At 64.3% G+C, this 25351-nt stretch carries 23 protein-coding genes and 1 pseudogene; 17 read left to right on the top strand and 7 right to left on the bottom strand.

Annotation, left to right across the window (positions count from 1 at the left end; all coding sequences use genetic code 11):
• The first annotated feature begins 210 nt into the window (after positions 1-210).
• Positions 211-1446 (top strand): penicillin-binding protein activator, encoded by a 1236-nt coding sequence (locus tag ACVJ5M_RS04120; protein WP_354100300.1) that lies wholly within the window; start codon positions 211-213, stop codon positions 1444-1446.
• 101 nt (positions 1447-1547) lie between these two features.
• On the opposite strand, the gene hemW is transcribed toward ACVJ5M_RS04120, so the two are convergent.
• From hemW to rph, 3 genes are read right to left on the bottom strand one after another with little or no spacing between them, the layout of a single operon-like run.
• Entirely contained in the window at positions 1548-2702 is a 1155-nt protein-coding gene (gene hemW / locus ACVJ5M_RS04115) for a radical SAM family heme chaperone HemW (protein ID WP_063980250.1), read from the bottom strand.
• A complete protein-coding gene (gene rdgB, locus ACVJ5M_RS04110) occupies positions 2689-3324 on the bottom strand; it encodes an RdgB/HAM1 family non-canonical purine NTP pyrophosphatase (RefSeq protein ID WP_063980249.1) in 636 nt (211 codons plus the stop codon). Before rdgB ends, hemW begins: the two co-directional genes overlap by 14 nt.
• A gap of 11 nt (positions 3325-3335) precedes the next feature.
• Positions 3336-4049 carry a ribonuclease PH gene (rph, locus tag ACVJ5M_RS04105; RefSeq protein ID WP_014490830.1) on the bottom strand — a complete coding sequence of 238 codons (714 nt, stop codon included), beginning with the start codon at positions 4047-4049 and terminating at the stop codon, positions 3336-3338.
• Between the two features lie 168 nt (positions 4050-4217).
• Between rph and hrcA the strand changes: the two genes are divergently transcribed.
• Together hrcA and grpE are read left to right on the top strand one after the other, a co-directional pair.
• Positions 4218-5306 (top strand): heat-inducible transcriptional repressor HrcA, encoded by a 1089-nt coding sequence (gene hrcA / locus ACVJ5M_RS04100; RefSeq protein ID WP_063980248.1) that lies wholly within the window; start codon positions 4218-4220, stop codon positions 5304-5306.
• Positions 5307-5402: 96 nt separating this feature from the next.
• On the top strand, positions 5403-6008 hold the full coding sequence (gene grpE, locus ACVJ5M_RS04095; protein WP_063980247.1) for a nucleotide exchange factor GrpE: 606 nt from the start codon (positions 5403-5405) through the stop codon (positions 6006-6008).
• Positions 6009-6160: 152 nt separating this feature from the next.
• On the opposite strand, the gene pncA is transcribed toward grpE, so the two are convergent.
• Positions 6161-6883 (bottom strand): bifunctional nicotinamidase/pyrazinamidase, encoded by a 723-nt coding sequence (gene pncA, locus ACVJ5M_RS04090; RefSeq protein WP_028155509.1) that lies wholly within the window; start codon positions 6881-6883, stop codon positions 6161-6163.
• A gap of 138 nt (positions 6884-7021) precedes the next feature.
• Positions 7022-7963 (bottom strand): hypothetical protein, encoded by a 942-nt coding sequence (locus ACVJ5M_RS04085; RefSeq protein ID WP_063980246.1) that lies wholly within the window; start codon positions 7961-7963, stop codon positions 7022-7024.
• A 394-nt stretch (positions 7964-8357) separates the two neighbouring features.
• On the opposite strand from ACVJ5M_RS04085, the gene dnaK reads away from it, so the two are divergent.
• The 13 genes and pseudogenes from dnaK (at position 8358) to ACVJ5M_RS04020 (ending at position 22898) form a co-directional block, all read left to right on the top strand.
• Complete coding sequence (dnaK, locus tag ACVJ5M_RS04080) at positions 8358-10259, top strand: molecular chaperone DnaK (RefSeq protein WP_028148797.1); 1902 nt, start codon at positions 8358-8360, stop codon at positions 10257-10259.
• A 245-nt stretch (positions 10260-10504) separates the two neighbouring features.
• Positions 10505-11632 (top strand): molecular chaperone DnaJ, encoded by a 1128-nt coding sequence (dnaJ, locus tag ACVJ5M_RS04075; RefSeq protein WP_063980245.1) that lies wholly within the window; start codon positions 10505-10507, stop codon positions 11630-11632.
• Positions 11633-11720: 88 nt separating this feature from the next.
• Positions 11721-12320: a class I SAM-dependent methyltransferase gene (locus ACVJ5M_RS04070; RefSeq protein ID WP_028148799.1), complete on the top strand. Its 600-nt coding sequence runs from the start codon at positions 11721-11723 to the stop codon at positions 12318-12320.
• 57 nt (positions 12321-12377) lie between these two features.
• Positions 12378-12957, top strand: a pseudogene (locus ACVJ5M_RS04065) (NADPH-dependent FMN reductase).
• A gap of 6 nt (positions 12958-12963) precedes the next feature.
• On the top strand, positions 12964-13677 hold the full coding sequence (pyrF, locus tag ACVJ5M_RS04060) for an orotidine-5'-phosphate decarboxylase (RefSeq protein ID WP_063980244.1): 714 nt from the start codon (positions 12964-12966) through the stop codon (positions 13675-13677).
• Positions 13678-13750: 73 nt separating this feature from the next.
• Entirely contained in the window at positions 13751-14053 is a 303-nt protein-coding gene (locus tag ACVJ5M_RS04055) for a DUF1330 domain-containing protein (protein WP_063980243.1), read from the top strand.
• Positions 14054-14462: 409 nt separating this feature from the next.
• The gene (locus ACVJ5M_RS04050; protein ID WP_231143746.1) at positions 14463-15764 is read left to right on the top strand and encodes a calcium-binding protein; all 1302 of its coding nucleotides are present in this window, start codon (positions 14463-14465) and stop codon (positions 15762-15764) included.
• A 122-nt stretch (positions 15765-15886) separates the two neighbouring features.
• A complete protein-coding gene (locus tag ACVJ5M_RS04045) occupies positions 15887-17602 on the top strand; it encodes a type I secretion system permease/ATPase (RefSeq protein ID WP_231145447.1) in 1716 nt (571 codons plus the stop codon).
• Positions 17599-18960: an HlyD family type I secretion periplasmic adaptor subunit gene (locus ACVJ5M_RS04040; protein ID WP_354100301.1), complete on the top strand. Its 1362-nt coding sequence runs from the start codon at positions 17599-17601 to the stop codon at positions 18958-18960. The genes ACVJ5M_RS04045 and ACVJ5M_RS04040 overlap by 4 nt, the downstream gene beginning before the upstream one ends.
• A 178-nt stretch (positions 18961-19138) precedes the next feature.
• Positions 19139-20221 carry a helix-turn-helix transcriptional regulator gene (locus ACVJ5M_RS04035; protein ID WP_283017902.1) on the top strand — a complete coding sequence of 361 codons (1083 nt, stop codon included), beginning with the start codon at positions 19139-19141 and terminating at the stop codon, positions 20219-20221.
• A gap of 29 nt (positions 20222-20250) precedes the next feature.
• Positions 20251-21249 carry a M23 family metallopeptidase gene (locus ACVJ5M_RS04030; RefSeq protein ID WP_283017901.1) on the top strand — a complete coding sequence of 333 codons (999 nt, stop codon included), beginning with the start codon at positions 20251-20253 and terminating at the stop codon, positions 21247-21249.
• Between the two features lie 103 nt (positions 21250-21352).
• Positions 21353-22168 (top strand): 4-hydroxy-tetrahydrodipicolinate reductase, encoded by an 816-nt coding sequence (gene dapB / locus ACVJ5M_RS04025; protein ID WP_028148808.1) that lies wholly within the window; start codon positions 21353-21355, stop codon positions 22166-22168.
• Positions 22169-22274: 106 nt separating this feature from the next.
• Positions 22275-22898, top strand: coding sequence for a 2,3-bisphosphoglycerate-dependent phosphoglycerate mutase (locus tag ACVJ5M_RS04020; protein ID WP_014490847.1), 624 nt, complete (start codon positions 22275-22277; stop codon positions 22896-22898).
• Between the two features lie 123 nt (positions 22899-23021).
• Here the strand turns inward: ACVJ5M_RS04020 and ACVJ5M_RS04015 are convergent, their stop codons facing one another.
• Together ACVJ5M_RS04015 and ACVJ5M_RS04010 are read right to left on the bottom strand one after the other, a co-directional pair.
• Positions 23022-23918 (bottom strand): methylated-DNA--[protein]-cysteine S-methyltransferase, encoded by an 897-nt coding sequence (locus ACVJ5M_RS04015; RefSeq protein WP_063980239.1) that lies wholly within the window; start codon positions 23916-23918, stop codon positions 23022-23024.
• 55 nt (positions 23919-23973) lie between these two features.
• Positions 23974-24507 (bottom strand): DUF2244 domain-containing protein, encoded by a 534-nt coding sequence (locus ACVJ5M_RS04010; protein ID WP_063980238.1) that lies wholly within the window; start codon positions 24505-24507, stop codon positions 23974-23976.
• A gap of 22 nt (positions 24508-24529) precedes the next feature.
• On the opposite strand from ACVJ5M_RS04010, the gene nth reads away from it, so the two are divergent.
• Positions 24530-25297, top strand: coding sequence for an endonuclease III (gene nth, locus ACVJ5M_RS04005; protein WP_063980237.1), 768 nt, complete (start codon positions 24530-24532; stop codon positions 25295-25297).
• Positions 25298-25351 lie beyond the last annotated feature (54 nt).

Below are 25351 nucleotides of genomic sequence, written 5' to 3'. Positions count from 1 at the left end.
TCGGCGCCACATTCGCGGCGGAAACGCCGCCTTGATGCGGGTGACGGATGGTGGACAGCTAGCCAGGGCTTGAGGTGTGGCCGCGTTAAGTGGTCATTATCCTTTTGTTTTAGTTAACTATTTGCCGACAATATGCCTGAATCCGCGGCTTGTGTCGTGGAAAGAATGTTGTGACCGGCCGGCCGACGGTCGGTCAGAAGAGAAGTTGTGATGCTGGGCCCGCGCGATCCTAAATCTCCCGTTCAGGGCTCCCGATTATCGGGGGCGACCCGGCGGAGCGCACTCGGCCTGTTACTCGGCGCCCCCTTGCTGTCGGCCTGCGCCGGCGTGCAGCAGAGTCTCAGCCAGTTCTCCAACCCGTTCAGCAGCTCCTCCCCGGCCCCGGCTCAGCCGGCCGGACCGCCGCAACAGGCCACCACCGCCGGCAGCGGCGGGGTGAAGGTTGCCGTGATCCTGCCGCTCTCGGCCGCCGGCAATGCCGGCCTTGCCGCGCAGTCGATGCGCAACGCCGCCGAGATGGCGCTGGCCGAGTTCCAGAATCCCAACATCCAGCTCCTGATCAAGGACGACAACGGCAGCCCGCAAGGCGCCCAGGCGAACGCGCAGCAGGCGGTCGACGAGGGCGCCGAGATCATCCTGGGCCCGCTGTTCGCGCAGTCGGTGCCGGCGGTGGCGCAGGTCGCGCGTACGCGCGGCATCTCGGTGATCGCGTTCTCGACCGATTCCAGCATCGCCGGCCGCGGCGTCTTTCTGCTGAGCTTCCTGCCGGAGTCCGACGTCAACCGCATAGTCGAATATTCCGCCAGCATCGGAAAACGTTCCGTCGCCGTGCTCGTGCCCGACAATGCCTATGGCAATGTCGTCGAGGCCGCGGTGAAGGCGGCGGTGCCGCGGCGCGGCGGCCGCATTGTCGCCTTCGAGAAATACGGCGCCGATCGCGCGACGCCGGCACGCACCGTGGCGCAGCAGCTCGGCAGCGCGGATGCGCTGTTCATCGCCGATGACGGCGATGCCGTCGTCGCGGTGGCCGATGCGATGACGGCCGCAGGCGCGAATTTGCGCAACATCCAGCTGCTCGGCACCGGCCTGTGGGACAATCCGCGCGTCTATGCCAATGCAAACTTGCAAGGCGGTCTCTACGCCGCGCCGGACCCGGCCGGCTTCCGCGCCTTCTCCGGCCGCTATCGCACCAAATACGGTGCCGAGCCGATCCGCACCGCGACGCTCGCCTATGACGCGGTCGCCCTCGTCGCCGCGCTCGCGCGCACGCAGGGCCCGACGCGCTTCTCGCCGGATGTGCTCACCAACCCTTCCGGCTTCGCCGGCATCGACGGCCTGTTCCGCTTCCGCGCCGATGGCACGAATGAGCGTGGGTTAGCGGTGATGAAGGTGACGACAGGTGGTGGCGTGGCGGTCGCGGGCTCGCCGAAGAGTTTTGGGGCTTGATGGCTTCGTAGTCCGGATGGAGCGCAGCGCAATCCGGGTTCTATCCGAGTGGCGAAAGCGTCCCGGATTACGCTGCGCTCCATCCGGGCTACGGCAGCTCGCTATGCCGCCAGATCCGCGACCACTGCATCAAGCACCGGAAATCCGCTGCTCGTGACCCGCAAGCGCCCCGTCGCATCCACGATGATCGCGCCCTCCTCGCGCAACAGCGCGATGCGCTTGGGATCAAGCGGGCGGCCCGACAGCGCGCTGTAGCGCTCGGGGTCGATGCCCTCGGCGAGGCGGAGCCCCATCAGCAGAAATTCGTCGGCGCGCTCCTCGCTGTTGAGGAGATCGTCGGTGACGTTGCCGTGGCCGTTGGTTTCGACCCGCATCAGCCAGGCTTCGGGGCGCTTCTCGGTGGCGGTGGCGTGCCTGATCCCGTCGATGTCGAGGCGGCCATGGGCACCGGGGCCGATGCCGGCATATTCATCGCCGCGCCAATACACCAGATTGTGCCGGCACTCGGCGCCGCGCCGCGCGTGATTTGAAATCTCGTAAGCGGGCAGGCCGAGCTTGTCGCAGGTCTCCTGCGTGACGTCATAGAGCGCGCGCGCGACGGCTTCGTCCGGCGTCTTCAATTTGCCGGCCTGGTGCAGGCCGAAGAACGGCGTGCCTTCCTCGATCGTCAATTGATAGAGCGACAGATGCTCCGCGGCTTCATCGATCGCGAGACGCAGCTCGTCGGCCCACATCGCCGGTGTCTGGTCGGGGCGTGCGTAGATCAGGTCGAAGGAGTAGCGGTCGAACGAGCGGCGCGCGATGGCGACAGCGTCGAGCGCTTCGCGGGCGCTGTGCATCCGGCCCAGCGCTTTCAGCGAGGCATCGTCGAGTGCCTGCACGCCGAGCGAGACGCGGTTGACGCCGGCGGCGCGATAGCCGGCAAAACGCGTGGCTTCGACGCTGGTCGGGTTTGCCTCGAGCGTGACCTCGACATCGCTGGCGACGTGCCAGTGCTTGCCGATGGCATCGAGCACCGCGCCGACGGTCGCGGGCTGCATCAGTGAAGGCGTGCCGCCGCCGAGGAAGATCGAGGTGACTTCACGCCCGGGCGCACGCTGTGCGGTCGTTTCGATTTCGCGCGCGAAAGCTGAAGCGAAGCGCGTCTCGTCGATCGCGGCGTGGCGGACGTGGCTGTTGAAGTCGCAATAGGGGCACTTCGACAGGCAGAACGGCCAGTGTACATAGACGCCGAAAGCTTGCTTAGCGCGGCTCAAGGCAGATCTCCGCCAGTTTCACGAAGGCGCGGGCGCGATGCGACAGGCCGAGGCCAAGCGGCGGCAGGCCGTGCTTCTCGATACTGGTCATCTCGCCGAACGTGCGATCGTGGCCATTGGGCAGGAACATCGGATCATAGCCGAAGCCGGCGGTGCCGCGCGGCGGCCAGGCCAAGGTGCCGTCGACGCGCGCCTCGACCTCTTCGAGATGATCGTCGGGCCAGGCGACGCAGAGCGCGGATACGAAATGCGCGGTGCGCTTGTCGGGCGTGGTGGCGCCGCGCTCCTGCAACAGGCGCTCGATCTGCGCCATCGCGGCGGTAAAATCCTTTGCTGGACCGGCCCAGCGCGCGCTGTAGATGCCGGGCGCGCCATCGAGCGCGTCGACCACTATGCCGGAATCGTCGGCGAAGGAGGGAAGCTTGGTCGCCTGCGCCGCCGCGATCGCCTTGATCGCGGCATTGCTGCGGAAATCGTTGCCGGTCTCGTCGGGCTCGGGCAGGCCGAGCTCACCGGCCGACACCGCCTCGATGCCGTGAGGCGCGAGCAGCTCCTTCATCTCGGCGAGCTTGCCGGGATTGTGGGTCGCGATGACGAGCTTTTCGGTGATTCGGCGGTGCATGGGCCTATTGACTACGCGACGGCCAGTTTCTGCAAGTCCACGAGACGGGCAATGCCCTTCTGGGCCAGCGCCATCAGCGCGAGGAATTCGTCTTGTGTGAACGGTTCGCGTTCCGCGGTGCCCTGCACCTCGATGATGCGGCCATCGCCGGTCAGGACGAAATTGGCGTCGGTCTGGGCTTCCGAATCCTCGGCATAGTCGAGGTCGAGCACGGGCGTGCCGTTGTAGATGCCGCAGGAGATCGCGGCGACGTTGTCGCGCAGCACCTTGGCCTTGATCATGTTGCGCGCCTTCATCCAGTTGATGCAATCGGCGAGCGCGACCCAGGCACCGGTGATCGAGGCCGTGCGCGTGCCGCCGTCGGCCTGGAGCACGTCGCAATCGACCGTGATCTGGCGCTCACCGAGCGCTTCGAGATCGACGATGGTACGAAGCGAGCGGCCGATCAGGCGCTGAATCTCGACGGTACGGCCGCTTTGTTTACCCGCGGAGGCCTCGCGGCGGGTGCGTTCGGAGGTCGCGCGTGGTAGCATGCCGTATTCGGCGGTGACCCAGCCGCGGCCTTGGCCCTTCAGCCACGGCGGCAGGCGGTCTTCCAGCGTGGCGGTGACCAGCACATGGGTGTCGCCGAATTTCACCAGGCAGGAGCCTTCCGCATATTTGACCACGCCGCGCTCCAGCGTCACGGGGCGCAATTCGTCGGGCGCACGGCGGCTTGGCCGCATGGGAAATCCTCCAAAACTCTCGGAAAAGGGCTATTCGCGGTGCTTGTAGGTGGGGTGAGGGTGGGCGGCAAGGCTTTTTCACCCCCAGTTTTCCACCCCGCAAACGCCACGCTTGTCAGAACCCTCCGGGATGGACAAATTATAAGCGTCTGAGAGGAGTTACCGTCCGTGGCCCATCACGATCCGATCCATCTGATCGCGCCGCGCGCAGGCCTCGCCCAGCTCAACGAGCGTTCCCGCGACATCTTTCGTCAAATTGTCGAAAGCTATCTCGCGACCGGCGAGCCGGTCGGGTCGCGCAATATTTCGCGGCTGATCGCGATGCCGCTGTCGCCGGCCTCGGTCCGCAACGTCATGGCCGACCTGGAACAGCTCGGCCTGATCTATGCGCCCCACACCTCCGCCGGCCGATTGCCGACGGAACTGGGCTTACGCTTCTTCGTCGACGCCCTGATGCAGGTCGGCGACCTCAATGACGCCGAGCGGCAGTCGATCCAGAGCCAGTTGACGTCGGTGGGTCACGCCCAATCGGTCGAGGCGGCGCTGTCGGAGGCGCTGACGCGGCTGTCCGGTCTCACCCGCGCCGCAGCGGTCGTGTTGACCCCGAAATCCAATGCGCGGCTGAAACACATCGAATTCGTCCGGCTGGAACCCGAAAAGGCGCTGGTGATCCTGGTCGGCGAGGACGGTCAGGTCGAAAACCGCGTGTTGTCGCTGCCGCCGGGAGTTCCCTCCTCGGCGCTCACGGAAGCCGGTAATTTCCTCAATGCGCGGATTCGCGGCCGCACGCTGGCCGAGGCGCGGCTCGAGCTCGAAACCGCGCTCGGCGAAGCCCGCGCCGAACTCGACCAACTGACGCAGAAGGTGATTTCGGCCGGTATTGCGAGCTGGTCCGGCGGCGAGAACGAGGACCGCCAGCTGATCGTTCGCGGCCACGCCAACCTGCTCGAGGATCTGCACGCGCTGGAGGATCTGGAGCGCGTTCGCCTGCTGTTCGACGATCTCGAGACCAAGCGCGGCGTGATCGACCTTCTGGGACGCGCCGAGACCGCCGAGGGCGTGCGGATCTTCATCGGCTCGGAGAACAAACTGTTTTCCTTGTCAGGCTCCTCCACCATCATCTCACCCTATCGGGATGCCGCCGGCCACATCGTCGGCGTTTTGGGCGTGATCGGGCCGACGCGGCTGAATTATGCCCGCGTAATCCCGACCGTGGACTACGCCGCGCGCATCGTCAGCCGCCTCCTGGGGGGCTGACCGGCGTTTCCTCCGATCACGGGCGCTTGATTTTCGTGAGCTTAGGCACGATATCCGGGCCAACAATCCCTTGAGACGAGTTCGAGAAGAGAGCCGATGACCGATCGAGACCGGCAGCCCGACGACACTACCCCACCGACCGACGAGCCCGTGGTGTCAAAACCCTACATCATGCCCGACGATCCGGAGCCCGGCTCGGTCGAGCTGTTGCAGAAGGAAGCCGCCGAGGCGCGTGACCGCATGCTGCGGACGCTGGCCGAGATGGAAAATCTGCGCAAGCGCACCACCAAGGAGGTCGCCGACGCCCGCCTCTACGGCATCACCGGCTTTGCCCGCGACGTGCTCGACATCGCCGACAATCTCCAGCGTGCGCTCGATGCCGTTCCGGCCGAGGCCCGTGCCGCGGCCGATCCCGGCCTGACCTCGCTGATCGAGGGCGTCGAGCTCACCGAGCGCTCGCTGCTCAATGCGCTGGAAAAGCACGGCGTCAAGAAGTTCGATCCGCAGGGCCAGAAGTTCGACCCGAACTTCCAGCAGGCGATGTACGAGGTGCCGGATGCGTCGGTGCCTGCGGGCACCGTCGTGCAGGTCATGCAGGCCGGCTACACCATCGGCGAGCGCGTGCTGCGCCCGGCGCTGGTCGGTGTCGCCAAGGGCGGCACGAAGGCTGCACCGGCTGCGAACAGCAACGAAGTGAACTGAGCGGCGCACTGGTTGATCCTCATGGTGAGGAGGCGCGTCAGCGCCGTCTCGAACCATGCAGGCCCGGCTGTTGCAGCTCGGCCTTCATCCTTCGAGACGCGTGCTAAGGAGCACGCTCCTCAGGATGAGGGTTTGGCAGCTTTTCGCGCCGCTTACGCGCTCACCGCGATATCCGCGGACTGAATCCGCTTCACGCCGGCCTTGGCCATGTCGGCCCAGGCTTTTGCGAGCGAACCCTGCGTGTCGATGCCGCGGCAGGCGTCCTCCACCACATAGACCTCGAAGCCCGCCTTGCGCGCATCGAGCGCGGTCCAGGCGACGCAGAAGTCTGTCGCGAGGCCGGCGACGAAGACGCGCTTGATCTTGCGGCCCTTCAGGTAACCGGCGAGGCCCGTCGAGGTCTTGCCGTCGGCTTCGAGGAAGGCCGAATAGCTGTCGACGTCCTTGTGAAAACCCTTGCGGATGATGAGCTCGGCATGCGGAATCGCAAGATCCTTCGACAGCGCGGCGCCGTCGGTGCCCTGCACGCAATGGTCGGGCCACAGCACCTGCTTGCCGTAGGGGAGATCGACGGTCTCGAACGGCTTCTTGCCGGAGTGCACCGACGCAAATGAAATGTGGCCTGGCGTGTGCCAGTCCTGGGTCATCACCACGTTCGCAAAGGCTTTCGCCATCTTGTTGATGACGGGAACGACCTGCTCGCCTTCCTTCACGGCGAGGCTGCCGCCGGGCAGGAAGCAGTTTTGCACGTCGATCACGAGCAGCGCGGAGGCATCGTCCGGCTTGATCGATGCGGCCGCAAGGAGCGCGGTTGGAGCAAGGGCTACGAGAGCGCTTGTCCCAAGCGCCGCGAGGATTTGTCGTCGATCAAGCATCGTTCGCCTCCCTCCAGGATGATCCAATGGAAGGAAGCCTAGTTCCGTTCGTATACGAACAGAAGCCCGAAAATGCAGCCGGCTCTGTCCAGCGCTTGGGCTAACCCTTGGACTAACCCTTGAGACTAACCCTTGAGACTAACCCTTGGGCTGGATGCCGTCGCGCACAGCGCGGAAGCGGGTGAAGGCGGCCGACCACTGGTCGCGCGGGGCGCTGGCGATGATGCGCAGCGAGGCGCCGCCGCTCGAGAAGCGGATCCACTGCACCACGGTCACGGGCGTCTTGTCCTTGCCGCTGACGCCGTCGATCCGGGTCTCGAAACCCTGCTGGCCGTTGATGCGGATCGGCTCCGACATGGTGACGCGGGATTCGCGCACGCCGGGGATCTGGAGCGCGGCCTCCTGGGCAAAGCGGGCGCGGTCGTCGGCCTGCTGCGGGGTGGCGCCGATCAGGCCGAGGATCATGAACGGCTTGGATTCATAGCCCGAACTCTCATTGCCGTCGGCCAGGATGATGCTGGAGCCCGGCGCCAGGGTGCGGATGTCCTTGAAATCGGCGAGATCGGTGATCTTGAACGGCATCAGCCCGATCTGCTCTTCGGCCGAGACCTGCTTGCGGGTGACGGCGCTCGCAAACATCTGCCGCACCGCCTCGTCGGTGTAGATCTTGGTTGCGTTCTCCGGGATCTGCACCGCGACATAGCCGGAGAAACCGGCGCCCGGCACGATCATCGAGTAGCGCTTCACCGGCGTCTCGCCGGCCTTGCCGCTTTCCATGGTGAAATAGGCAAGACCCGCGGGGGTCTCGATCTTGTCCTGCTTGACGCCGGCGGTGCCGCCGGGATTGGAATTGAAGGCGCTCACGACCTCCCCATAGGCCGCCGGCGGCAGCTCGGTGATCAGCACCTTGACGCTGCCGTCCTCGCTCTCGAAGCCCGGAAACGTCTTGGCCGTGCTCAGGCCGACCAGCGGCACCATGCCGAGGCGCAGGCCGGGCGGGAAAACGGCATCGGCCGCAAAGGCCGGAAGCGCTGTGGCGACGAGGACGGCGAGCGCGGCGAGGGGGCGAATGAGCTTCATGGGCACTCTGATTGGTTCACATTGAGGCCGTTCGATGGTCGGCCATTGGGCCGCTTTGTCGCGCAAAGCCGCCTTGATGGCGGCGGTCCGGCCGCCCGCCTTTTAACGGGTTTGGCCCGCCGGTAACAGGGCGGGCAGATCACGGTGGCGGGGGCCGGCTGACGCCTGAACCTGTTAATAATTCATCACCCGCAAGGGCGGTTGAGCCCGGATATGATCTTCCAAAACCCAATGTTTTCATGGCCGAAACTTGCGTTCGGTCCTTGCGGGCCCCTCCCCCCCTCCTATATGAGCGTCAACCATCGCAATATCGCGGATGTTTGATCTTAGGGGGTTTGGAGCGGGTGCCTCTTGGGCCCAGCCAACCTGCCGCAAAAACAAGGATATCAGGACCATGGGAAAGGTCATTGGGATCGACCTCGGCACCACGAATTCGTGCGTCGCCGTGATGGATGGCAAGAACGCCAAAGTCATCGAGAATTCTGAAGGCATGCGCACGACGCCTTCGATCGTCGCCGTGACGGACGACGGTGAGCGCCTCGTCGGCCAGCCTGCCAAGCGCCAGGCCGTTACCAATCCCGAGCGTACGTTCTTCGCAGTGAAGCGCCTCATCGGCCGCCGCTACGACGACCCGATGGTCGAGAAGGACAAGAAGCTCGTTCCGTACAAGATCGTGAAGGCTTCCAACGGCGACGCCTGGGTCGAGGCCGACGGCCAGACCTACTCGCCCTCGCAGGTGTCTGCGTTCATCCTGCAGAAGATGAAGGAGACCGCGGAAGCCCATCTCGGCCAGAAGGTCGACCAGGCCGTCATCACCGTTCCCGCTTACTTCAACGACGCCCAGCGCCAGGCGACCAAGGACGCCGGCAAGATCGCGGGCCTTGAAGTGCTGCGCATCATCAACGAGCCGACCGCGGCCGCGCTCGCCTATGGTCTGGACAAGACCAAGACCGGCACGATCGCCGTGTACGATCTCGGCGGCGGCACGTTCGATATCTCCATTCTCGAAATCGGCGACGGCGTGTTCGAGGTGAAGTCGACCAACGGCGACACCTTCCTCGGCGGCGAAGACTTCGACATGCGCCTCGTGGGTTATCTGGCCGACGAGTTCCAGAAGGAGCAGGGCATCAACCTGCGCAACGACAAGCTCGCGTTGCAGCGCCTGAAGGAAGCCGCTGAAAAGGCCAAGATCGAGCTGTCGTCGACGACGCAGACCGAGATCAACCTGCCCTTCATCACCGCGGACCAGACCGGCCCCAAGCATCTGACGATGAAGCTCACCCGCGCCAAGTTCGAGGCGCTGGTCGACGACCTCGTCCAGAAGACGGTCGAGCCCTGCCGCAAGGCGCTGAAGGATGCCGGCGTCACCGCCGGTGAGATCGGCGAAGTCGTTCTGGTCGGCGGCATGTCGCGCATGCCGAAGGTCCAGGAAGTCGTGAAGCAGCTGTTCGGCAAGGAGCCGCACAAGGGCGTCAACCCGGACGAAGTCGTGGCGATCGGTGCCGCGATCCAGGCCGGCGTGCTCCAGGGCGACGTCAAGGACGTGCTGCTGCTCGACGTGACCCCGCTGTCGCTGGGCATCGAGACGCTGGGCGGCGTGTTCACCCGCATCATCGACCGCAACACCACGATCCCGACCAAGAAGAGCCAGGTGTTCTCGACTGCCGAGGACAACCAGAACGCGGTCACCATCCGCGTCTTCCAGGGCGAGCGTGAAATGGCGGCCGACAACAAGATGCTCGGCCAGTTCGACCTGATGGGCATTCCGCCGGCTCCGCGCGGCATGCCGCAGATCGAGGTGACCTTCGACATCGACGCCAACGGCATCGTCAACGTCTCGGCCAAGGACAAGGCCACGGCCAAGGAGCAGCAGATCCGCATCCAGGCCTCCGGCGGCCTGTCGGAAGCCGACATCGAGAAGATGGTCAAGGACGCCGAGGCCAACGCCGAGGCGGACAAGAAGCGCCGCGAGGCCGTCACCGCCAAGAACGAGGCGGATGGCCTGGTGCACTCGACCGAAAAGGCTCTCGCCGAGCACGGTTCGAAGGTCGCCGAGCCCGAGCGCCGCGCCATCGAGGATGCCGTCAGCGACCTCAAGGAAGCGCTGAAGGGCGACGATGCCGAGGCGATCAAGGCCAAGACCCAGACGCTGGCCCAGGCTTCGATGAAGCTCGGCGAGGCCATGTACAAGCAGCAGGCCGAGGCCGACGCCAAGAAGGATGCGGCCAAGGACGACGTCGTCGACGCGGAATTCACCGAAGTCGACGACGACAAGAACAACAAGAAGTCCGCCTGATCCCCAAGAGGGTGATGATGCGGACGGCTTGGACCCCACACGCGCTACCGGCCTCCCCCCTCACGGGGGAGGCCGTCGTGTCGGGCTCGGCGGGGTGTGTCCCCGTTACGATCGATCAATTCCCAGCCGTTATGATGAACGTCGCCGTGCCGCCCTCTGCCGCGAAGCAAAGGGCTGCCTATATCGTCTCCTGGCGACGTTGTTCCGCTCCGACTTGAATCGCGATTGGATAGACCGAGTTCAACATGTCCACGTCCACCAAGCGCTGCTATTACGAAACGCTCGAAGTCGAACGCACTGCCGACGATTCCGTCCTGAAATCGTCCTTCCGCAAGCTTGCGATGAAATTCCACCCGGACCGCAACCCCGGGGACGACACCAGCGAAGTCAAGTTCAAGGAAATCAACGAGGCCTACGAGGTCCTCAAGGACAAGGACAAGCGCGCGGCCTATGATCGCTTCGGCCATGCGGCCTTCGAGCAGGGCGGCGGCGGCGCCGGTTTCGGTGCGGGCTTCGCCTCCTCCTTCTCCGACATCTTCGAAGACCTGTTCGGCATGGCCGGGCAGCGCGGCCGCGGCGGCCGCGAGCGTGGCGCCGACCTGCGCTACAACATGGAAATCACGCTCGAGGAAGCCTTTGGCGGCAAGACCGCGCAGATCGAGATTCCGGTCTCGGTCACCTGCGAGGCCTGCTCGGGCATCGGCGCCAAGGCCGGCACCAAGCCGAAGACCTGCTCGAGCTGCGGCGGCGCCGGCCGTGTGCGGCAGTCGCAGGGCTTCTTCACGCTGGAGCGCACCTGTCCGAGCTGCCAGGGCCGCGGCCAGATGATCGAGGATGCCTGCCCGTCCTGTTCCGGCCAGGGCCGGGTCACCCGCGAGCGGACGCTGTCGGTCAACATTCCCCCGGGGGTCGAGGACGGCACCCGGATCAGGCTCGCCGGCGAAGGCGAGGCCGGGGTTCGCGGCGGCCCGCCCGGCGACCTCTACATCTTCCTGTCGCTGGCCCAGCACCAGCTCTTCCAGCGCGACGGCGCCGATTTGCACTGCCGGGTGCCGATCTCGATGGTGACGGCCGCCCTCGGCGGCGAATTCGAGGTGCCGACCATCGACAGCGGCAAAACCAAGGTGAAGGTGCCGGCCGGAACCCAGTCGGGCCGCCGATTCCGCATTGCATCAAAAGGCATGCCGGTGCTGCGCTCGCGCCAGATGGGCGACATGTACGTTCAGGTTGCCGTCGAGACCCCGCAGAATCTCACCAAGAAGCAGCAGGAATTGCTGGCGGAATTCGAAAAGCTCTCCTCTGGCAATACCCAGCCTGAATCCGTCGGCTTCTTCGCCAAGGTCAAGGATCTATTCAGTAATCGGGCGACCTGACTCGTCTTGACCGTATCGCCTTCGGCCTATACCTGTTTATGACCATTTTCTGACACGCCGCGGTCCCGCGGTCCCGTCCGGTCCCGACATGCCATTGCCATCGTCCGCGCGTGCGTTGAAGAAGCCCCGTCTCGACGACGAGGTGCGCTTTCTAAGGTCGTGGATCGAAAAGCCGCTGCACATGGGTGCAGTGATGCCTTCGGGCAAGCTGCTCGCCCGGACCATGGCGCATTACGTCGACGTCAACTCAGACGCACCCGTGGTCGAGCTCGGGCCCGGCACCGGCGCCATCACCTCGGCCCTGGTCGAGCGCGGCGTCGACCAGAAGCGCCTCGTCCTCGTCGAATACAATCCCGGCTTCTGCGCCTTGCTGCGCGACCGCTATCCGCAAGCCAAGGTGGTGCAGGGCGATGCCTATCGCCTGCGCGACACGCTCTGGAACGTGCTCAGCGCGCCGGCCTCCGCCGTCGTCTCCGGCCTGCCGCTCGTGACAAAACCGATGCTGACGCGGCTCCGGCTGGTCCGCGACGCCTTCGCGGCGCTGACCCCGGGCGCGCCCTTCGTGCAGTTCACCTATGCGGTGGTGCCGCCGATCCCGAAATCGCTGCCCGGCGTGTCCACAGAGGCCTCGGAACGGATCTGGATGAACCTTCCGCCGGCCCGCGTCTGGGTGTATCGCAAGGACTAATTCCGTCGGCATTCCCTTTTGCGCGGCGGACTCGTTTCGCCGAACGCATGGAAGTGGATGTCCGCACCCAAAATCCTGGTCATTCCCGGCTCGCTGCGCACCGGCTCGCACAATGCGAAGCTGGCGGCGGTCGCCGCCTATGAATTCGCCCAGGCCGGCGTCGACGTCACCCGTATCTCGCTCGCCGATTTTCCGCTGCCGATCTACGACGGCGATCTCCAGGCCAAGTCCGGCGTGCCCAAGCACGCGATCAATCTCAAGCGCATGATCGGCGCGCATCATGGCGTGCTGATCGTTTCGCCCGAATACAACGCCTCGGTGCCGCCGCTGCTGAAGAACGCGATCGACTGGGTCAGCCGCGTACATGAGCTGCACGAGACGCGCGGCGACGTGTTTCGCAACCGCGCCTTCGCGCTCGCCGGCGCCTCGCAGAGCCGGCTCGGTGCGGCCCGTGCGCTCCAGGCGTTGCGGCTGATCCTGACCTCCTGCCACGCCAACGTGATTGCCAGCCAGCTCACGCTCGCCTTTGCCGACCAGAGCCTATGACGATATGGACAGGCTCAAGAACGAGGGCGACATCGCCGCGTTGAAGGAGCTGGCGCGGCAATTGATCGACATTTCCCAACGCATGATGTGAGGTGACATGACGCCAGCCGAGATCGCCCCGAAGGACCGCCTGATCGTTGCGCTCGACCTTCCCAGCGTTGACGCCGCGGAGGCGATGATCGCAAGGCTCGGCGACAGCGTCACCTTCTACAAGATCGGCTATCAGCTCGCTTATGCCGGCGGCCTGCCGCTGATCGGCAAGCTCGCCGACAAGGGCAAGAAGGTGTTCGCCGACCTCAAGATGCACGACATCGGCAACACCGTCACGCGTGGTGTGGAGAGCGTGGCCAAGCTGGGTGCTACCTTCGTCACCGTGCACGCCTATCCGCAGACCATGAAGGGCGCGGTCGAAGGCCGCGGTAGCGCGAGCCTGAAGATTCTCGCCGTCACGGTGCTGACGTCCTACAACGACGACGATCTGCATGCGGCCGGCTATCGGCTCAGCGTCTCCGAGCTGGTCGAAGCGCGCGCGCAGCAGGCGCAGGTGCTCGGCGTCGACGGGCTGGTGTCCTCGCCCGAGGAGGTCGGCGCCTTGCGCAAGATCGTCGGCCACCAGATGAGCCTCGTCACCCCCGGCATCCGGCCGGCGGGTTCTGCGAGCGGCGACCAGAAACGCATCATGACGCCCGGCCGCGCAATTGCCGCGGGCGCCGATTATCTCGTCGTCGGACGGCCGGTGGTGGAAGCCGCCGACCCCAAGGCGATCGCTGAAGCCATCCAGGCCGAGATCGCGCAGGCGCTCGGCGCATGATTCGGAAAAACCGCGCAGCGGTTTTCCGGTCGGATCATGCTTAGATAGAGACCGACAAACAGGGAGAAGAACAATGGCAAAGGGCTACTGGATCGGGCGCGTGGATGTGAGCAGCGACGAGGGCTACAAGCCCTATGCCGTCGCCAACGGTCCGATCTTCAAGAAATGGGGTGGCCGCTTCGTCGTTCGGGCCGGCAAGTTCACCACCGTCGAAGGCGCCAGCCGCTCGCGCAACGTCGTGATTGAATTTCCCGACTACGAGACCGCGATCGCCTGCTACAACTCGCCGGAATACCAGGCCAACATCAAGGTGCGCCAGCCGCACTCCATCGCCGACCTCATCATCATCGAGGGCTATGACGGCCCGCAGCCCTGAAGACGGATCGTCGCGAGAACCTATCCTGGATTGACGCGAGCATCATCCGGCTCTCGCGGACAGCACGCGCGTGCGATCATCGCACGCGATCAGGAGAGCGTCGCGGACATCTCCGCTCGCACTCACGTCGACATCATCTTGCATCACCTTGACGGACTCATTCGCTTGAACGCCTGAGGGTCGTTCGCGCCTGAGACGAAGACCGTGGCCGTCATTGGGTCCACCAGCTTGCCGTATTCTTTTGTCCCCAAATGGGGATTGCTGGATCGCTCTCGTTTCATCCAAGGTTGCTTGATCGGAGCCCACATCGATCGGTGATGGGCATCAAGCCAACCCGAAATCTGCGACGTCCGTGACGGGCCGCAAGGCGACCCGCATCGCGCATTTCCATGCAAAGGGAGTGAAGATCATGGCACTGATCATCGGAACAGCAGGCGACGATGTGTTGCCTGGCACGAATGTAGACGATCAGATCTTTGGCCTTCAAGGCAACGACACCATTACTGGCCTGGACGGCAATGATGACGTAAGCGGCGGCGCGGGCAATGATTCCATCGATGGTGGTGCCGGCAACGACATCCTTGATGGAAATGCCGGTATCGATACGATCACCGGTGGCGCCGGCGACGACACGATCAACGGCGGCGCGGGCGACGACACGCTGAACGGAAATGCCGGCGCCGACATCATCCACGGCGACCAGGGCAACGACACCATCGATGGCGGAACCGGCGCTGATCAGCTCTTTGGTGACGCCGGCGACGACGGCATCCACGGCGGCGACGGCAATGATGACATTCATGGCGGCGCGGGTGCCGACACCCTGTGGGGCGACGCCGGCGACGATACGTTGAGCGGCGACGCCGGCAATGACGTCTTGAATGGCGGCGACGGTAACGACCTACTCAACGGTGGATTCGGAGATGACACTCTGAATGGCGATGCCGGCAACGACACGCTGAACGGCGGACTTGGCAATGACCTGCTGAACGGCGGTACCGGTGACGACATCCTGAACGGCGGTTTGGGCGCCGATACGCTCAACGGTGGCGATGGCAACGACACCATGCACGGCGACGCGGGCGACGACATCATGGACGGCGGCGCCGGTAACGATACGATGTTCGGCGATGCCGGAGACGACGAGATGGCCGGCGGCGCGGGCAACGATGCCATGAGCGGCGGCGCCGGTGATGACGAAATGAGCGGCGGAACCGGCAACGACACGCTCGACGGCGACGCCGGAGATGACACGCTCGATGGCGGCGACGGCACCGATGTCCTGAACGGCGGGGCTGGGGCTGACATCCTGTCGGGCGGCGCCGGCAATGACACCCTGAACGGCGGTAACGGCGATGACGAGTTGTCCGGCGGCAATGGCGCCGACGTCCTCAACGGTGGACTCGGCGATGATGTGCTGACGGGCGGTGCTGGTACCGATACGCACAATTTCGGCGACAACACAGCTACGAACTTCGGCAACGATGAAGTCACCGATCTCAGCTTTGCCGATGGCGATGCCGTTGTTGTCGACGCTCCGCCAGGCTTTGACCCGGCTACAGTGGTAGTGGACGACGACGGCACCAACACCGTGCTGGATTTCGGCTTCGGCGCCATCCAGCTCGATGGCATCACGGGCGGCGCGACACCGTTCGAGTCGATCGCCGAAATCAACACTGCCGCCGGTTATACGGCCGTTGACGTTGTCTAGCGCCGACTAGTAGCGGGGCGGCTGTCAGGCCGCCCCGCCCTCATTTCAGTCAGTGATAGTGCCGGCAAGTTATGTATTCGCGTAACCGTGGTGTGATCCCAGCATCTGGTCAGAGATTGCTGGTGGCCTTGATTCCGGGACGATTCGCGTTGGTGTGGATCGTTTGTTTCAGCGTGTCCGTAAACCTGCTGCTGCTGGTCGTACCTTTCTATTCAATCGAAGTGTTCGACCGCGTGCTCAGCAGCGGAAGCGTCGAGACGCTTGTCGGCCTCACCGTCATCGCCGTCGGCGCTCTCGCCTTCAGCGCCGCCTTCGACACGTTTCGTAACCGCCTGTTGAGCCGGTTCGCGGTCGGGTTCGAGCACTGCCTCGCTCCGATCATCCTTGAAGGCAGCATCACCGGCGCGGCGCCGGGCGACGGCCGGCAGCACGATCTGGTCAAGCTTCGCGAGTTGAGAACTTTCCTGTCGAGCGGAACGGTCACATCGCTGATAGATGCTCCGTTCCTCCCGGTGTTTATTCTCATCCTGTTCTTCCTGCACCCCTGGTATGGCGTCATAGCCCTGATCGGGGTGGGGGTCCTGCTGGCGATGGGTGTTGCAAGCCACTGGATCGCGCGCGGGGAAATTGCGCAGGCTTCGCAAGCGGCGTTGAAGACGCAGGCGTTGCTCGATGGAATCGTCCGGCACTCCAGCGTGGTGCGGGCGATGGGCTGGACCCGGGGCGCCATCCGCGCGTTCATGAGCCTCAATGACGAAGCCCTGTCTCCGGTGGTGCGGGCCAGCGAACGCATCTACACGATTAGCGCCGCCGCGCGAATGGTCAGGACCATCCTGCAGATTGCCGCGATCGGCTGCGGTGCCTGGCTCGTGCTCCAGAACGAGGTGCTGTCCGGCAGTCTGATCGCGAGCTCGATCCTGATAGCGCGCACGTTGCAGCCCATGGAAGGGTTGGTCTCGGCCTGGCGCGCGTTGGCATCTGCGCAGGACGCGTGGACGCAAGTCTGCAACGCCGCGATGCCGGTGCTTGCGCGTCCGCGGAAGACGTTGCTTCCGCCGCCAGCCGGCATGCTCAAGGTAGAGCGGGTGACATTCCGGATTGGCGGGACGCAGCGTCCCATTCTCGCGGGCATATCCTTTCAATGCCGGCCGTCCGAGCTTGTCGTCGTGATCGGGCCGACCGGCGCCGGAAAATCCACATTGCTGCGCTTGATGGCAGGCCTCGATCGGCCGACCAGCGGTACGATCCGGTTGGACCACGCAGCACTCCATACCTGGGATCCCGACCAGCTTGGGCAATTCGTCGGCTATCTCCCCCAGGACGTGCAGCTCCTGGAAGGAACGGTGGCCGAAGCCATTGCCGGGTTTGATGAATACGCACGGGACGAGGCCATCGTCGCCGCGGCCATGCTCGCGCAGGCGCATGAGATGATCCTGTCCCTTCCGGCCGGCTACCAGACCGAGATCGGCCGCGACGGCTGCAGGCTATCCGGTGGCCAGCGTCAGCGCATTGGTCTTGCCCGCGCCTTCTTCGGCGATCGCAAATTGATCCTGCTGGATGAGCCCAATGCCAATCTCGACCCGGACGGCGAAGAAGCGTTGTGCTCCGCCATTCAATCGGCCAAAGCGCGCGGCGCGGCGTCGGTGATCGTCACCCACCGGCCGCGGCTGTTGACCATCGCCGATGCCGTGCTGCTGTTGAGGGACGGCAACCAGGTCGCCTTCGGACCGCCATATGACGTACTTCGCGCCCAGCGGCCGGCACCGGTACCGGGTTCGGCAGGGCTCCCGCGCAATGTCGAACCTCAGAGGTTGCCAGGCAGGAGGGTCATTCCATGACGCAGACCGGTCATGCCTCCGCGATGTCCGCGCCTGTTGCAGGTCCGTCGAAGACCTGGCCGACGGAGCAACCGCGATCCGACATGCGACGGATCATCGCATGGGGCTGTGTATTGCTCGTCCTGCAATTTTGCGGCTTCGGCTTGTGGGCAACCACGGTTCCGCTCCGCGGCGCCGTCGTGGCACCAGGATTCATCAAGGTCCATTCGAAGCGCAAGGCGGTGCAACATCTGGAAGGCGGAATCATCAAATCGATCTATGTCCGGGAGAACGATCACGTCGAAGCCGGTCAACTCATTGCACGGCTCGACACCGCGCAGATCGAAGGGAGCCTTGGTTCCCTCGAAACCAAGTTCTTTGCTGATCTGGCGATGGAGGCCCGGCTGGCGGCGGAGCAAGACGGTGCGAAGTCAATCCGGTTTCCGGACGAATTGCGGGAAAGTGCAACGCGTCTCTCCGCACGTATCGCCATTCAAACCCAGGAGGCCGAATTTGCCGCGCGACTGGCCGCGATTGAGAACGAGCGCAAGGTGATCGATCAGCAGATGCTGCAAAACGCGGACACCATCCGCGGCCTGCAGAGCAACACCCAAGGACTTGAACAGCAACTCAAGCTGTTGCGGGAAGAGATCGCCGACACGAGTTATCTCCTCGCAAAGGGCCTCGCCCGGAAACCACGTTTGCTGGCCTTGCAACGGGCCGAAGCCGAGGCCACCGGACAGGTCGATCGCAATGCCGCGTCAATCTCGGAGATACAGGGCAAGATCGCGGAGTTGCAGGACAGACGCAGGCAACTGGGGTTCAACCAAAATCAGGATATCGCCAAGCAGCGGCATGCGACGAGCGAGGAGATCGGCGACCTCAGACATCGAATTGCCGCGTTGCGTGCCCAGCTTGTCCGGTCTGAATTGCGTGCCCCGGAAAGTGGAAGGATCGTCGGCCTCAACAGCAGGGACCTCAATGCCGTGCTTGGACCTCGGGAAACCCTTTTGGAAATCGTTCCGATGCAAGATCGGCTTGTCATCGAGGCGACATTGAAGCCTGCCGATCGGGAAGAGGTCTATGTCGGACAGATGGCGCGTGTGCGAGTTCACGCGCTGAACATTCGCCGCCGGCCGATGCTCGAGGGAAGGGTCGTCGGCGTTGCGGCAGACGCACTGACCGACACCCATTCCGGCGACAGCTCCTATTTGGCCGAGGTTGAGCTGGACCCCAACGCGCCGACGGCCTCCTACATCTCCACATTGATGCCTGGAATGCCTGTCGAGATATTTGTCGAGACGGGGGAACGAACCTTTGCGGAATATCTTTTGCAGCCGATGACGTTACGGATCAACCGTGCGTTCAGGGAGAATTAAGCGCTGGTAAGGGGTGGGCCGGCCTATGAGGGAGGCGACCGTGCATGAGTGCAGTAAGGCACTACCTTCCGCACAGGATGATTTTCGTTCCGATTGCGTCGAGCGCGCCTCGAAGCAAGGCAATGACGGATGCGGTCCGTCTGGGTCTTGTCCGGAGCCACGCCCGCAACAGGCCGCAATGGAATATTTCGCAAAGGCCATGGCGGAATTGCTCGGCTGCCGGAGCTGCTACGTAGCCATGCTATCCGCCTCCGGGCTGGAAGAAGCCAGGATCGGAGATGCTCCTGCCGATCCGTCATGCGCGGCGATGGTTGAGCGATTTGCGCGCAAGGGTACAGCCGAGGACGTCGCCTCGCTCGAGCCGATCAATTCCCGGACCTCCTTCGTCCGCAAGTTGATCGGCGCGGAACCCCCGGTAAAGAGTCATTCAGTCATTGGCAGGTTTGCTTCCGATGAGCGAACCACGGTCGTGTTCGTGGCCGGATGGCGACCGGCCGCGCTTGCGGCATCGGAGATTCCGGGCTTGGCGCATACCGTGCGCCCGTTATGGAAGGCTGCTCATTCACTTGCCCGGCAAGCGCCGGGGCAGGTCGATGCGCAACTCTGGCTCGAAGAGCTGACCTTTCCCGCCATCGTCGTGGACCAGGGCCTGCACATTTACGCAGTCAATCGTGGTGGACGCGTGCTGCTTGCCAAGCGCGAGTTGCTCAGGATGGAAGGAGGCAGGCTTGCTGGCTCATGCGCTTCCGTGACCGAGAGCTTGCGGGGGGCAATCGGGAAAGTGCTCATCGAGAGCGGGACTCATGGATGGTTCAACACTACGGTACCGCTTTCGACGGATCGTCAGCAGTTCGCCTTCGCCAAGATCGGCGCTGTTCCAACGCATGACAAGCTGGGACAGGCCCTCATCGTCGTGCCGCAATTCGATGACGTGCAGGGCGCGCACTGCATCGCATCTGCCTTTGGCTTGAACTGGGCTGAGGAAAGAATCGTCGCCCGGATTCTTCAATTCCAGTGCCCTCGCGATATTGGAGCCGAGCTTGGGCTGACCGAGGCAACGGTGCGAACCTACACCAAGAGGATCATGCTCAAACTGGGGATCAACCGACAGTCGGAGTTCTTTCTTCTGTATCATCTCACCCAATCGCCTTTTGGCGCTGGCAGGCGCGAGAACTGGGTGAGCCGGTCGGCCTCCGATTGTCGATTGGACGAAGAGGGTCCGATGAGATTGCGGACGGCCGGCAAGCATTCGCCTGAATGAGTACGGGGTTCTCCGCGATGTCGAGGCGCATGGGCAGCGCAGGTTTCCTCTACCGGATGTTCGCTGCCCTGGCATTGGCCGGGGCCGGCTTCCCTGCCCATGCCCAGAGCATTCAATTGGCGCTGCCGATTGCCTGCGAGCCTGGCCGCACCTGCTACATCCAGAATTACACGGATCTCGATCCGTCGCGGTCGGCGCGAGATTACAAATGCGGCACGCTGACTTATGACGACCACAACGGCACCGATTTTCGTTTGCCCTCACTGCCGGTGCAAAGGGCCGGCGTGGACGTGCGCGCGGCGGCAGGCGGCCGTATTCTTCGTACACGCAATGACGCGCCGGACGGCGCTTTCACAAAATCGGGACGCGAAGCGGTGCGCGAGGCCGAATGTGGCAATGGCGTCGTCATCGAACATCCGGAGCAGTGGGAAACCCAGTACTGCCACCTCGCCGCCGGCAGTGTGTCGGTCAAGCCTGGAGACAAGGTCGACCTAGGACAGCCGCTCGGCCGTGTCGGTCTCTCCGGCCTCACGGAGTATCCTCACCTGCATTTCACCGTGAGGCACAATGGCGCGGTGGTCGATCCCTTTGCGTACGGCGTTCGCCCCGAGTCTTGCGAGGGCGGTCAATCGCTCTGGCTTGCTGCCCTCCGCCCGAAACTCGAGTACCAGGAACGAGCCATCCTCAATGCGGGCTTTACGACGGGGCCGGTCACGATGGAACTCATCGAGGACGGCAGTGCCGAGAGCCAAAAGCCGTCCGTCGGTTCGATGGCGATCGTCGCGTTCGTGCGGGCTATCGGGCTGAAGGCGGGCGACGCGCAATGGCTGCTCATCAAGGATCCCCTCGACAACGTCATCGCGGAAAATCGGTCTGCACCACTTCAGGCCAACAAGGCGCAATTCATGCTCTTTGCGGGGAAGAAGCGACCTCCCGGGGGGTGGGAACGCGGCTCCTACAAGGCCACTTATGTTGTAGAGCGCGATGGCCAGGTCGTGCTCAGGAAAGACCTGGAGCTCATGCTCTAGCGTTGCATCTGTGCTTGGGGAGACCCGCGCCACGGGCCTTTTGAAGGCCTGATCGGTTGCCGGAACGGCCCGCTCCCGCTATAGGGCGTGGAGAGGGTGAACTATGTCCGATATGCGTTTGATTGTTGCCGGGGCAGGCGGCCGGATGGGCCGGGCGCTGGCACGAGCCATTGCCGACACTGAAGGCGCGGTGCTGGCGGGAGCCCTGGAGGCGCCCGGCTCGGAGCTGCTCGGCAAGGATGCCGGCGTACTCGCGGGCCTGCCTGCCAACGGCGTCAAACTCTCGGCCGACCTCTGGGCGATGTCGAAAGATGCCGACGGCATCCTGGATTTCACCGTGCCGGCCGCGACCATCGCCAATGTCGCGATCGCTGCCGAGCGCGGCATCGTGCACGTCATCGGCACCACCGGACTGTCGGCCTCCGACAACGCCGTGATCAAGAGCGTCACCAACCGTGCGGTCGTGGTGCAGTCGGGCAATATGAGCCTGGGCGTCAATCTGCTCGCCGCGGTGGTCAAGCGCGTCGCCAAGGCACTCGACGAGAGCTTCGACATCGAGGTCGTGGAAACCCACCACCGCATGAAGATCGATGCGCCCTCGGGCACTGCGCTGATGCTGGGCCAGGCCGCCGCCGCCGGCCGCGGCATCTCGCTCGATGAGCATTCGGATCGCGGCCGCGACGGCATCACCGGCGCGCGCAAGCCGGGCGACATCGGCTTTGCCTCCTTGCGCGGCGGCACCGTTGCCGGCGAGCACAGCGTGACCTTTCTTGGTCCGTTCGAACGCCTGACGCTGTCGCATCTCGCCGAAGACCGCATGCTGTTCGCACACGGCGCGCTCAAGGCGGCGCTGTGGGCGCATGGCAAGAAGCCGGGGCACTACTCCATGGCCGACGTGCTCGGTCTCGCAGACATCTGAGCGAGCCGGAGCATGAACCGGACCCGAAGGGCCGCGTTAGCGCAAGACGTGAAGCGGCTTTCCGCCAAGATCATTCCTCAACAATAACCTGAATGGAAAGCAGTCAATGAGCGAACGTCTCCTCGTGCTCGTGCGCCACGGTCAGAGCGAGTGGAATCTGAAGAACCTGTTCACGGGCTGGAAGGATCCTGATCTCACCGAGCTCGGCGTGAAGGAAGCCACGGAAGCCGGCCGCAAGCTGAAGGCGCAGGGCCTCGTGTTCGACGTCGCCTACACCTCGGTCTTGACGCGCGCGCAGCACACGCTCGATCTCATTCTCGGCGAGCTCGACCAGAAGGGCCTGCCGACCTCCAAAGACCTCGCGCTGAACGAGCGCGACTATGGCGATCTCTCCGGCCTCAACAAGGACGACGCCCGCAAGAAATGGGGCGAGGACCAGGTGCTGATCTGGCGCCGCTCATACGATGTGCCGCCGCCCGGCGGCGAAAGCCTGAAGGATACGCTGGCGCGCGCGCTGCCCTACTACGTGCAGGAGATCCTGCCCGGCGTGCTCAACGGCAAGCGCACGCTGGTCGCCGCCCACGGCAACTCGCTGCGCGCGCTGATCATGGTGCTGGAAAAGCTCTCGCCCGAAGGCATTTTGAAGCGCGAGCTCGCGACCGGTGTGCCGATCATCTACCGGCTCAACGCGGATTCGACGGTGGCCTCGAAGCTGGATCTGGCGGGCTGAGCTTCGCCACAAGCGCGGAGTCGTAGGGTGGGCAAAGCGTAGCGTGCCCACCATGTGTCAGCGATCGCGGAAGAATGGTGGGCACGGCGCTATGCGCCTTTGCCCACCCTACGGAAGCGGGGCCTACTGCATCCCCAGCTGCCCGGCCTCCCAGCCCAGCATCGCCTGCTTGCGGGTGATGCCCCAGTGATAGCCGGTGAGCGTGCCGCTCTTGCCGAGCGCGCGGTGGCAGGGCACAACGAACGAGACCGGGTTCTTGCCGACCGCAGCGCCGACGGCGCGTGAGGCCTTCGGGCTGTTGATGTTGCAGGCGATGTCGGAATAGGACACCGCGCGACCCATCGGGATCTTCAGCAGCGTCTCCCACACCCGTACCTCGAAATCGGTGCCGATCATCACCACGCGCAACGGCTGGTCCGGCCGCCACAGCCTGGTGTCGAAGATGCGCTGTGCGAGCGGTGCGGTGCCTTCGTGATCCTCGACGTAAGTTGCGTTGCGCCATCGCCGCGTCATGTCGGCGAGCGCGACCTTCTCCTCACCGGGATCGGCGAACGCAAGGCCTGACAGGCCGCGGTCGGTGGCGATCACGATCGCCGTGCCGAACGGCGAGGGATGGAAGCCGTAGCGCAGCGTCAGGCCCGCGCCGCCGTTCTTCCATTCGCCGGGCGACATCGCTTCATGGGTGACGAAGAGATCGTGCAGCCGGCCCGGTCCTGAAAGACCTGAATCGAGCGCGGCATCGAGGATGCTCGCGGAGTCCCGCAACAGTCCCTTGGCGTGATCGAGCGTCAGCGCCTGCATGAACGCCTTCGGCGTGATCGAGGCCCAGCGGCGGAACAGATGGTGCAGCTCATCCGGCGTGACGCCCGCCGCATCGGCCATCGCTTCGATGGCCGGCTGGGTGCGCCAGTTCTCCGAGATGAACGCGATCGCCCGGCGCACGGAGTCGTAATCGCGCAACGCGGCGTTCTGGGAGCCCGGCTTGGCCAGGCGCTGGTCATTTATGGCGAGTGTCATCATGACTGGAAATGTAGGCGTGGCGCCGGGCCGAAACCACCCGATTTCCGATTCGGAGTCAGGAGACCGGGTTGTAGGTCGGGCCGCGCTTGGCGGCGTTCAGGGCCTCAACCAAGCCTTTGTAAAAACTTGCCTTTTCGTCCGGGCCGAGGAAGCGGGCGATCTGGATCTGATGGCCGCGCGAGATCAAATAGAGATGCTCGATGCCAAAATCCTCGTCGACCTCCATATCGAGGCGGACCCAGAGCGGATTGAACGTCCATTCGGCGACCTGGCCGCGATGACTGACGCGCCGCACCCGCAGTTCGGACGCCGTGACCGAAATCTCCTCGCGCGCCCGCGCGCTGCGGAAATTGGCCTTGAAGGCCCACCAGATCACCAGCACGTCGAGGCCGAAGAAGCCGAACACTGGCCACGCACCCATCATCAGGAAGGCGAGGCCGGTGGCAAAGCTCACCACGCTCAGGAACAGCATCACGGCGAGGAAGCCGGTGCGGTTCAGCGAGCGGTGCGGCGTCAGGAGCGCGGAGAAGATCTGAGGGTCCGTCTCGCTTTCAGATCGCCCGCGCTCAATTTCGTTGCCTGTGCTCATCGTCCCTCAGTATATCCGGATCATGGCGAAAATCACCCGCAAGCCGGCCCCGCGCAAAGCGTCCGTGCCGAAGAAAAAGGCAAAGGCGATAGTTGCGAAGCCGAGGGCTCCCGCCAGGAAATCGCTCAAGGCCGCAAGACCCAATTCTACCAAACCTTGGACGCCGGCCGAGATCCACGAGGTCTTCAGCCGTTTCCGCAAGGCCAATTCGGAGCCGAAAGGCGAGCTCGAGCACGTCAATCCCTTCACGCTGCTGGTCGCCGTGGTGCTGTCGGCGCAGGCCACCGATGCCGGGGTCAACAAGGCGACGCGCGCCTTGTTCGAGATCGCCGACACGCCGCAGAAGATGCTCGACGTCGGCGAGGAACGCTTGCGCGAATACATCAAGACCATCGGCCTCTATCGCACCAAGGCCAGGAACGTGATTGCGCTATCGGCAAAGGTGCTCAGCGAATTCGGCGGCGAGGTGCCGCGCACGCGCGCCGGGATCGAATCCCTGCCAGGCGCCGGGCGCAAGACCGCCAACGTGGTGCTCAACATGGCCTTCGGCGAACACACCATGGCGGTGGACACGCATGTGTTTCGCGTCGGCAACCGCACCGGGATGGCGCCCGGCAAGACGCCGCTCGAAGTCGAGCTTGGTCTCGAAAAGGTGATCCCGGCCGAGTTCATGTTGCACGCCCATCATTGGCTGATCCTGCATGGCCGCTATACTTGCCTCGCCCGCAAGCCGCGCTGTGAGGTGTGTCTGATCAACGATCTCTGCCGATGGCCGGAGAAGACGGTCTGAGGTGGCGCCGTCGTTTCGGGGGGGCGATGTGAAGCAAGCCGGTTTTGGGGGCAT

The sequence above is a fragment of the Bradyrhizobium sp. S3.7.6 genome (genome assembly GCF_054061875.1).
Note: the sequence above shows the minus strand (reverse complement) of the source record. Positions and strands in the feature narration are given on the sequence as shown.